Source organism: Aeromicrobium sp. (genome assembly GCF_032084975.1).
Taxonomy (GTDB): domain Bacteria; phylum Actinomycetota; class Actinomycetes; order Propionibacteriales; family Nocardioidaceae; genus Aeromicrobium.
On record NZ_DAMDLR010000086.1, the window covers coordinates 1 to 9,991 of the forward strand.

General features: G+C 70.3%; 11 protein-coding genes. 2 read left to right on the plus strand and 9 right to left on the minus strand.

The annotated features are described in order from the left end of the window. On the plus strand, window positions 1–744 hold a 744-nt coding region (locus RT323_RS14465), incomplete at its 5' end, for a hypothetical protein (RefSeq protein ID WP_313409709.1). A gap of 15 nt (window positions 745–759) precedes the next feature. Here the strand turns inward: RT323_RS14465 and RT323_RS14470 are convergent. The 4 genes from RT323_RS14470 to RT323_RS14485 form a co-directional block, all read right to left on the minus strand. Next, a complete protein-coding gene (locus tag RT323_RS14470; protein ID WP_313409711.1) occupies window positions 760–1,983 on the minus strand; it encodes a pyridoxal phosphate-dependent aminotransferase in 1,224 nt (407 codons plus the stop codon). 140 nt (window positions 1,984–2,123) lie between these two features. After that, a complete protein-coding gene (locus RT323_RS14475; RefSeq protein WP_313409713.1) occupies window positions 2,124–3,065 on the minus strand; it encodes an RluA family pseudouridine synthase in 942 nt (313 codons plus the stop codon). Then, window positions 3,062–3,583, minus strand: a complete 522-nt coding sequence (gene lspA, locus RT323_RS14480; RefSeq protein WP_313409715.1) for a signal peptidase II — start codon at window positions 3,581–3,583, stop codon at window positions 3,062–3,064. The genes RT323_RS14475 and lspA overlap by 4 nt, the downstream gene beginning before the upstream one ends. 5 nt (window positions 3,584–3,588) lie before the next feature. Then, window positions 3,589–3,990 carry a TraR/DksA family transcriptional regulator gene (locus tag RT323_RS14485; RefSeq protein ID WP_313409717.1) on the minus strand — a complete coding sequence of 134 codons (402 nt, stop codon included), beginning with the start codon at window positions 3,988–3,990 and terminating at the stop codon, window positions 3,589–3,591. A 120-nt stretch (window positions 3,991–4,110) separates the two neighbouring features. Here RT323_RS14485 and ileS point away from each other — a divergent pair, with 120 nt between their 5' ends. After that, on the plus strand, window positions 4,111–7,233 hold the full coding sequence (gene ileS / locus RT323_RS14490; protein ID WP_313409727.1) for an isoleucine--tRNA ligase: 3,123 nt from the start codon (window positions 4,111–4,113) through the stop codon (window positions 7,231–7,233). A 122-nt stretch (window positions 7,234–7,355) separates the two neighbouring features. Here the strand turns inward: ileS and RT323_RS14495 are convergent, their stop codons facing one another. The 5 genes from RT323_RS14495 to RT323_RS14515 form a co-directional block, all read right to left on the minus strand. Next, window positions 7,356–8,081, minus strand: coding sequence for a DivIVA domain-containing protein (locus tag RT323_RS14495; RefSeq protein WP_313409718.1), 726 nt, complete (start codon window positions 8,079–8,081; stop codon window positions 7,356–7,358). 119 nt (window positions 8,082–8,200) lie between these two features. Beyond that, entirely contained in the window at window positions 8,201–8,488 is a 288-nt protein-coding gene (locus RT323_RS14500; RefSeq protein ID WP_313409720.1) for a YggT family protein, read from the minus strand. Between the two features lie 6 nt (window positions 8,489–8,494). Continuing rightward, the gene (locus RT323_RS14505; protein ID WP_313409721.1) at window positions 8,495–8,977 is read right to left on the minus strand and encodes a cell division protein SepF; all 483 of its coding nucleotides are present in this window, start codon (window positions 8,975–8,977) and stop codon (window positions 8,495–8,497) included. A 37-nt stretch (window positions 8,978–9,014) separates the two neighbouring features. Next, window positions 9,015–9,719, minus strand: a complete 705-nt coding sequence (locus RT323_RS14510) for a YggS family pyridoxal phosphate-dependent enzyme (RefSeq protein WP_313409723.1) — start codon at window positions 9,717–9,719, stop codon at window positions 9,015–9,017. Next, on the minus strand, window positions 9,706–9,991 hold a 286-nt coding region (locus tag RT323_RS14515), incomplete at its 5' end, for a laccase domain-containing protein (protein ID WP_313409725.1). The genes RT323_RS14510 and RT323_RS14515, both read right to left, overlap by 14 nt.

Sequence of the window (9,991 nt, forward strand, 5' to 3'; positions counted from 1 at the left end):
GAGCGTGAACGCGAGCGCGAGCGTCGGCGCGCCGAGCGCGAGCGCGACGGCAAGGGCGGCCGCGACGACAGCCCACGAGACCTCGACCAGGACGAGCCCGACGACCGCCGCGACGTCGAGCCGCCGACCGAGGCCGGTCAGGTGATCAAGGCCGTGGACCAGCAGGTCCTGGACCAGTTCGAGGGCTCCTTGCGCCGGCTCGCCGGGCTGGAGTTCACCGACCGGCACGGTGCCATGGCGATGATGATGAACGGCAAGGTCGAGCAGGCCGCCGATCGTTACCGCCAGAGCGTCCGCGCGACCATCGAGGACCTCGTCGAGGCCCTGCGCCAGGTCAACCGCGTCGACAACCAGCTCGTCGAGAAGCTCCCGCGCCAGGAGAAGTCGTTCCTGGCGAGCGCCACGTCGCCGAACGGCGAGGCCACCCCCGACCCCCTACGCGTGTCGCTGCCCGACGACATCGCCTCCATCGGAGAGGAGCTGCAGGAGTGCGCCCGGGCACTCAACGAGTCCGGCCAGCGCGTGCCCGAGATCCGCCTGTCGATCCGCGAGGGACGCATGACCCCCGAGGACGACGTGCAGGGCAGCATGAGCGGCTTCCAGCGCACCTGGAAGCAGCACCTCGACGACGTCCGCGAGGACCTCAACCACGCCCGCAAGGCGGCCTCCGACATCGCCACCCAGTTGCGTGAGCTGGACGAGCGCGGCGCCCGCGAGGTCCGCCGGACGTCCCGGACCGGCTGAGCGCCGGGGCCCGCGTCAGGCCTGGCGGTACGTGCTGAGGAAGTTGCCCATCCGCTGGATCGCCTCGGCCAGGTCGCGCGACCACGGCAGCGTCACGATGCGCAGGTGGTCGGGGTCGGGCCAGTTGAACCCTGACCCCTGCGTGAGCAGGATCTTCTCGCTCATCAGCAGGTCCAGCACGAACTGCTGGTCGTCCTTGATCGGGTACACCTCGGGGTCGAGCCTCGGGAACGCGTACAGCGCACCACGGGGCTGGACCACGCTGACGCCGGGGATCTTGCGCAGCTCGGTGACGGCGGTGTCGCGCTGCTCGAGCAGGCGACCGCCGGGCAGGATCAGCTCCTTGATCGACTGGTAGCCGCCCAGCGCCACCTGGATCGCGTTCTGTGCCGGCACGTTGGGACACAGGCGCATCGAGGCCAGCAGCGTGATGCCCTCGAGGTAGTCCTGCGCCCGCTCGAGGGGACCGGTCACGACGAGCCAGCCCGCGCGGTACCCGCAGACGCGATACGCCTTGGACAGCCCGTTGAAGGTCAGCGTGAGGACGTCGGGCGCGATGCTCGCCATCGGGATGTGGACGGCGTCGTCGTAGAGGATCTTGTCGTAGATCTCGTCGGCCATCAGGACCAGGTCGTGCTTGCGAGCGAGGTCGGCGATCGCCGTCAGGGTCTCGCGGCTGTAGACCGCGCCCGTCGGGTTGTTCGGGTTGATGACGACGATGACCTTGGTGCGCTCGGTGATCTTCGACTCGAGGTCGGCCAGGTCGGGGTTCCAGTCATTGTCCTCGTCGCACCGGTAGTGCACGGGACGACCGCCCGCGAGGTTCGTGACGGCGGTCCACAGCGGATAGTCCGGGACCGGGATCAGCACCTCATCGCCGTTGTTCAGCAGCGCCTGCAGGGCGATCTGGATCAGCTCGCTGACGCCGTTGCCGAGCCAGACGTCGTCGATGTCGATGGCCGGGAAGCCGTCCTGCAGCTGGTAGTGGTGCACGACGGCGCGGCGCGCGGACTGGATGCCGCGCGAGTCGGAGTAGCCCTGCGCTGTGGGCAGACCGGCGATGACGTCCTGCAGGATCTCGGCCGGCGCGTCGAATCCGAACGGCTGCGGGTTGCCGATGTTGAGCTTGAGGATGCGGTGTCCCTCCGCCTCGAGCTGGGCAGCTCGCGCGCTGACGGGGCCGCGGATGTCGTACAGCACATCCCTCAACTTCTCCGACTGGCGCATGACAGGGCTCATGGCCACATTGTGCCGGATGGCCCGTGCCGACCTGGCCGCGGGAACGACCGCCACGGCGCCACTGGACGAGGTTCCCTGTCACTTCTCGAGGATCGCAACCCTCGTGAAGTGACGGCTTCCCCGGTTAACCGGGGAAACCGTCAGTCCAGCTCGCGAATCAGGTCGAGGGCACGCTGCAGGTCGGCGGGGTACGGGCTGGAGTACTCGACCCACTCCCCCGTGCCCGGGTGGTCGAAGCCCAGGCGCACGGCATGGAGCCACTGGCGGTCGAGCCCGACGCGCTTGGCCAGGACCGGGTCGGAGCCGTAGAGCGGGTCGCCCACGCACGGGTGCTTGATCGCGCTCATGTGCACGCGGATCTGGTGGGTCCGGCCCGTCTCGAGCTTGATCGTCAGCAGCGACGCGAACCGGTGGGCCTCGAGCGTGTCGTAGTGCGTCAGGCTGGCGCGCCCGTCGGCCCGGACCGTGAACTTGAAGTCGTGCTTGGGATGCCGCGCGATCGGGGCGTCGATCGTGCCGGTGTGCGGGTCGGGGTGGCCCTGCACCAGCGCGTGGTAGGTCTTGTCGACCGTCCGGTCACGGAACGCCTGCTTCAGCACGGTGTAGGCGCGCTCGGACTTGGCGACGACCATGAGGCCGCTGGTGCCCACGTCGAGGCGCTGGACGATGCCCTGGCGCTCGGGGGCGCCACTGGTGGAGATGCGCACGCCCACCCCGGCCAGGTGTCCCGAGACGGTCGGGCCGTCCCAGCCGACGCCGGGGTGCGCCGCGACGCCCACCGGCTTGTCGACGACGACGATCTCGTCGTCCTCGTGGACGATCGACATGCCCTCGACCTCGCTGGGCACGACGACGGCACGACGCGGGGCCGGGATCGTCGCCTCGAGGAGCATCCCGGGCTCGACGCGGTCGGACTTGATCGGCTTCGCGCCGTCGAGCAGCACCAGCCCCTCGGAGACGAGCTCGTCGGCGCGCGTCCGCGAGACGCCGAAGAGCCGCGCCATCGCGACGTCGACCCGCTCGCCCGCCAGCCCCTCGGGGATGTCGATGGAGCGGACCTGGGACTCGTCCTCGGTGGTCATGCTGTCTCCCGGGTGCCGTCGAATCGGTGTCCGCGCCACGAGCGCCAGATGATGACGACGGCGGCCAGCGTCAGGGCGATGTCGGCGACGTTGCCCACGAAGAAGCCGGCGTAGTCGATGAAGTCGACGACGTGGCCGCGCAGGAACGCCGGCTCTCGGAGGAGCCGGTCGATGAGGTTGCCCACGGCGCCACCCAGGAACAGGCCCAGGCCCACCGCCCACCAGGCGTCGCGCAGTCGTGGGGCGATGACGATGAGGGTGATCGTGACGGCGATCGCGATGAGCGTCAGCACGATCGTGTAGCCGGCCGCGGTGCCCAGGGCGGCACCGGGGTTGAGCACGAAGCGCAGCCCGAGCAGGTCGCCGATCAGCTCGATGGGCTCACGGCCCTCGAGGCGCTCGATCGCCCACCACTTGGTGAGCTGGTCCGCGACGATCGTGATCGCCGCCACGGACGCGAACAGGCCGACCCTGCGCGGGCCGATCGGGGTGGTCGCCGGTCCGGCGGAGGAGGCCACGGTGGTCAGCGACGCTCCTCGCGGCGCTTGCAGTCCATGCACAGCGTCGCTCGCGGGAAGGCCATGAGGCGCAGCTTGCCGATCGGCTCGCCGCACTGCTCGCACACGCCGTACGTGCCGTCCTCGAGACGCTCGAGCGCCTTCTCGGTCTGCATCAGCAGCTCGCGCTGGTTGGCGGCCAAGGACAGCTCGGCGTCGCGCTCGAGGCTGTTCGAGCCGACGTCGGCCTGATCGTTGCCCGCGCCGTCGACGCCACCGGCCAGGATGTCCTGCAGATCCTTGGCGGTGGTGTCGAGCTCGTCCTTCAGACGCGCGAGGTCACCGGTCAGTTCCTCGTGCACGGTTTTGGCTTCGGCGGCGGTCCAGGGCGTCTCGTCCGCACGCACGGCCAACGTGGTCTTGGGCATGCGGGGACAGTAGACCGACCACGGACCGGGTGCAAGTCGCACCCCCGTAGAATCGGCCGGGTGAGCCAGGACGTCTCGAACACCCCCGCACCAGCCCCTTCCGCAGCCGCTGGCGCACCGCTGGGCTACCGCCCGGTTCCCGCGCACGTCGACCTCCCGGCGATGGAGCGCGAGGTGCTGGACCTGTGGGGTGAGCAGGGCACGTTCGCGGCCAGCATGGACACCCGCGAGGACGCGCCGCGCTGGACCTTCTACGAGGGCCCGCCCACCGCCAACGGCGTCCCCGGCACGCACCACGTCGAGGCGCGCGTCTTCAAGGACGTCTTCCCCCGGTTCAAGACGATGCAGGGCTTCCGCGTCGAGCGCAAGGCCGGCTGGGACTGCCACGGACTGCCCGTCGAGATCGCGGTCGAGAAGGAGCTGGGCTTCAACGGCAAGCCCGACATCGAGGCGTACGGCATCGCCGAGTTCAACGCGAGGTGCCGCGAGTCCGTCCTGCGCAACGTCGACCAGTTCGAGGCCATGACCGAGCGCATGGGCTACTGGACCGACATGTCCGACCCGTACCGCACGATGGACGCCTCCTACGTCGAGAGCGTGTGGTGGGCGCTGTCGCAGATCCACGGCAAGGGCCTGCTGGTCGAGGACTACCGCGTCGCGCCGTACTGCCCGCGCTGCGGCACCACCCTGTCCGACCACGAGCTCGCACAGGGCTACGAGACCGTCGTCGACCCGTCGGTCTACGTGCGCTTCCCCCTGACGTCCGGCGCGTGGGAGGGCACCGACCTGCTGGTGTGGACCACGACCCCGTGGACGCTCGTGTCCAACACGGCCGTCGCCGTCCACCCGGACGTCACCTACGTCGTCGCGTCGGACGGCAGCGACCGCGTCGTCGTCGCCGAGCCGCTCGTCGGCACCGCGCTGGGCGAGGGCTGGGAGGTCCTCGAGACCGTCACCGGCCGCGACATGGAGCGCTGGACGTACCGCCGTCCGTTCGACCTCGTGGAGATCCCGGACGCGCACTTCGTCGTCCTGGGCGACTACGTCACCACCGACGACGGCACCGGCCTGGTGCACCAGTCGCCCGCGTTCGGCGCCGACGACATGGCGGTGTGCAAGGCGTACGGCCTGCCCGTCGTCAACCCGATCACGACCGACGGCCACTTCGGCGAGGACGTCGACCTGGTCGGTGGGAAGTTCTTCAAGGAGGCCGACGCGACCCTCGTCGCCGACCTCGAGGACCGCGGCCTGCTGTTCCGGGGACTGGACTACGAGCACAGCTACCCGCACTGCTGGCGCTGCCACACGCCGTTGATGTACTTCGCCCTGCCGGCCTGGTACATCCGCACCACCGAGCGCAAGAACGAGCTGCTCGCGCAGAACGAGCAGACCAACTGGTTCCCCGGGACGATCAAGCACGGCCGCTACGGCGACTGGCTCGAGAACAACATCGACTGGTCGTTGTCGCGCAACCGCTTCTGGGGCACTCCCCTGCCGATCTGGCGCAACGACGCCGACCCCTCGAAGGTCGTGTGCGTCGAGTCGCTGGCGCACCTGTCCGAGCTCACCGGCACCGACCAGTCCGACCTCGATCCGCACCGCCCGTACATCGACGACGTGACCTTCACGGTCGAGGGCGAGCCCGGCACCTACCGCCGCGTGCCCGAGGTCATCGACGCGTGGTTCGACTCCGGCTCGATGCCGTTCGCGCAGTGGGGCTACCCGCACGTCGAGGGCTCGCAGGAGAAGTTCGCGCAGGCCTATCCCGCCCAGTACATCGCCGAGGCGATCGACCAGACCCGTGGCTGGTTCTACTCGCTGATGGCCGTCGGCACCCTCGTGTTCGACCGCTCCAGCTACGAGAACGTCGTGTGCCTGGGCCACATCCTGGCCGAGGACGGCCGCAAGATGAGCAAGCACCTGGGCAACATCCTGCTGCCCATGCCGCTCATGGACGAGCACGGAGCGGACGCGCTGCGCTGGTTCATGGCGTGCTCCGGCTCGCCCTGGTCGGCCCGCCGCATCGGCCACAACGCGCTGACCGAGATCGTGCGCAAGGTGCTGCTGACGTACTGGAACACCGTCGCCTTCCACGTGCTCTACGCCCGTGCCGAGGGCTGGAGCCCGGCCACCAGCCAGGCGCCCGCGCCCGCGGAGCGCTCCGTGCTCGACCGCTGGCTGCTGTCGCAGACCCAGATCCTGACCCGCGAGGTCACCGAGGCGCTCGAGAGCTTCGACACCCAGCGCGCCGGCGCCGTCCTGTCGACGTTCGTCGACGACATGTCCAACTGGTACGTCCGCCGCTCGCGCAAGCGCTTCTGGCGCGGCGACGCCGCCGCCCTGGCGACGCTGCACGAGGTGCTCGACGTCCTGACTCGCCTGATGGCCCCGCTGGTGCCCTTCGTCACCGAGCGGGTCTGGCAGGACCTCATCGTGCCCGTCACTCCCGACGCCCCCGCGTCGGTGCACCTGGCCGCCTGGCCCGAGGCCGACGAGTCGCTCGTCGTCGACGGGCTGGCCGAACGGGTCGATCTCGCCCGCCGCGTCACCGAGCTGGGCCGTGCCGCACGCGCCGAGGCCAAGGTCCGCACCCGCCAGCCGCTGCGCCGTGCCCTGATCGGCTCCGCCCACTTCGAGCAGCTCGGCGAGACCCTGCGCGCACAGGTCTGCGAGGAGCTCAACATCGAGTCGCTGGGATCGCTGGCCGACGCCGGCTCGGACCTGGTGGAGTTCTCGGCCAAGGCCAACTTCCGCCACCTGGGCAAGCGTCATGGCAAGCAGACGCCCGTCGTGGCCCAGGCGATCGCCGCGGCAGACGCGGGCGACCTCGCCGCGCGACTCGACGCCGACGGCACCGCCACGGTGGCGGGCGCCGACGGTCAGACCTGGCAGGTCGAGCCGGACGACGTCATCGTCACCGAGCGCCCCCGCGAGGGCTGGTCCGTCGTGAACGAGCAGGGCGAGACGGTCGCTCTCGACCTGGCGATCGACGACGAGCTGCGTCGCGCCGGCCTGGCCCGCGAGGCCGTCCGCGTCATCCAGGAGGCCCGCAAGGCAGCCGGCCTGGAGATCACCGACCGGATCACCCTCACGTGGTCGGCCGACGGCGAGACCGCCGAGGCCCTGCGCGAGCACGGCGCGACGATCGCCGACGAGGTGCTGGCCACGGCGTTCGCCGAGGGCAGCGCTGGCGACGTCACCGACAAGGACCTCGGACTCACGCTGAGCCTGGCCCGCGCCTGACCCGGTGCCCGCCTCGCGCCCGTACGGCGCGGGGCGGGTCCGGAGGCCCGACCCCGGACACACGACGGCGCCCGACCCCTGAGGGGATCGGGCGCCGTTCGTGACTCAGAACGCGTGTGGCCTCACGACGCGTCGTTACCGCCGTCCAGGGCAGTGCCCTTCTGCGGGGCGACCGGAGCGCTGCCCTCGAGCTGGGCGAGCTGGTCCTGGAAGTAGGCCTTCAGGCGGGCGCGGTACTCGCGCTCGTAGGCACGCAGGTGATCGATCTCGCCCTGGAGCTCCTGGCGCTCGCGCTCGAGGTTGGAGATCGTCTCCTTGCGACGCTGCTCGGTCTCGAGGTCGAGCTGCTCGGCGCGCTTGCGCGACTCGTACTGCAGCGTGTCGGCGTTGCGACGGGCCTCGGCCGAGAGCTGCTCGGCCTCGACGCGCGCCTCGCCGATGATCGTGTCGGCCTCTTCCTTCGCGGCATCCATGAGCTGGTCGGCGTTGGCCGACGCGATCTCGAGGAGTCGCGCCGCGGCCGTGGAGGCCTCGGCGGTCGAGGTGACGCGCAGCTCCTGCGGGGTGGGCTCGGGCGCCTTGACCGGCTCGGGCGCCTTGACCGGCTCGGGCTTGGGAGCCTCGGCGACCGGGGCGGGGGCGGCGGCGGGCTGCGCCTTCGACGCCTCCTCGACGGCGGCCTCGAGCTCGGCGACCTTGGCCTTCAGCTCGGTGTTCTCGTTGACCAGGCGCTCGAACTCGACCTCGACCTCATCGAGGAACTGCTCGACCTCACCCATGTCGTAGCCGTCGCGCAAGCGCACGGCGGTGAACTGCTTGTCGCGAATGTCCTGGGGCGTGAGCGCCATCTGGTCACCTCTGCGTTTGAGTCGGATCTGGGGTTGTGCAAGTTGTGGGGCCGTCGTCAACGGTACCGCTTCATCCTATGCACCCGCCAAGCGGCCGGTGCCTGAGTCTCGACCTCAGCCTAGAAGATGACCAGCACAAGTGATTGGGCAATGAACAAGAACAGCAACAGGACCATCGCCGACAGGTCGAGCATCACGCCCCCCAGGCGGATCGGAGGGATGACCTTGCGCAGCGCGCGCAGGGGCGGATCGGTGAGGCTGAAGATCAGCTCGCACAGGACCGCGATGAAACCGCGCGGCTGCCACTGGCGCGCGAGAAGCTGCACCCAGTCGACGACGAACCTGGCGATGACCAGGATGATCGCGATCTCGATGAGGGTGGAGAGAACAGCGCCGATCGGCGACACAGGACCTCAGCTCTGGTTGTAGAAGCCGCCGGCCGCCAGCGTCGCACGGTCCTCGTCGGAGACCTGGACGCCCTCGGGCGAGAGCAGGAACACCTTCGCGGTGATCCGGTTGATCGTGCCATGGACGGCGAACACGAGGCCCGCGGCGAAGTCCACGAGCCGCTTGGCGTCGTCGTCGCCGATGTCGGAGAGGTTCATGATCACGGGCACGCCGGAGCGGAACGACTCACCGATCGTGCGGGCGTCGTTGTAGGTCCGCGGCGTGACGGTCTCGATGCGCGCCAGGTCGGCCACGGACATCCCGGGCTGACGACGGTCCTCGAGCGCCGTGACGGGCCGCGCCGCCGGCTGCTGCTGCTGGGGCGCAGGCGTACGCACCGCGGTCGCGGTACGCGCCGGAGCCGGCGTCTCGTACTCCGCCGCTTCGTCGTACTCGGCCTGCTCGACGAGTCCGAGGTACTCGCCCATCCTCCGCATTGCGCCAGCCATGCTCACTCCCGATCTTTCGGTCTTGACGTTCTTGACATTACTGCAGTACAGGACGCTGCCCGAGCACCGAACGACCCACCCGCAGGTGTGTCGCGCCGTGCTGGATCGCGACCTCGAAATCCTCGCTCATCCCCGCCGAGATCGTCGTCGCGGTGGGGACGTCGCGGACGAGCTCGGCACCGATCTCGCGCAGGCGCGCGAAGCTGGGTGCCGGGTCCTGTCCGAGCGGGGCGACGGTCATGACGCCACCCAGCTCGAGGTGGGGGCACTCCCCCACCACGACCTCGGCCAGGGCCGCGACCTCGTGGGGCGGGACGCCGGCGCGCCCCGGGTCGGTCGTGTCGAAGTCCACCTGGATGAGGCAGCGCAGGGTCCGCTCGGCTGCGGCGGCACCGCGGTCGAGGGAGCGCGCCAGCTTCGCCCGGTCGAGGCTGTGCACGACGTCGGCGTAGCGAGCGACGGCGCCGGCCTTGTTGGTCTGGAGACCGCCGACGAAGTGCCAGCGCAGGTTCGCGCCCAGCTGGAGCGCCTCGCGCTGCTTGTCGTCGGCCTCGGGGTGACGGTTCTCACCCACGTCGGTGACGCCCAGCTCGGCCAGCAGCGCGACGTCGGACGCGGGCCGGGTCTTGGTGACGACGACCAGCGTCAGCTCGTCGGGCGAGCGCTCGGCCCGCTCACACGCGCTCGCGATGCGGTCGCGGACAGCGGCGAGGTTGCTCGCCAGCTCCTCACGGCGTTCCATCGCCACCCTCCTGCCTCAGGATCACCAGGGCCCCGAACCGGCCGGCGGCGTCAGCCTGCCGGCGGTGGGACCAGAATCGTTCGTCCTCGATCGTGCACACGTCCAGGTCGTTCACCACGACGTCAGCCCGCCGCAGCTGGGCCACGACGCCGGCGCCGATGTCCAGGCCGGGGGTTCCCTGCCGCGTCGTGGACCGGGCGGCGGGCTCGAGCCGCGCTACCTCGTCGGCCATGTCCTGCGGCACCTCGTAGCAGGCACCGCAGGCGCGCGGG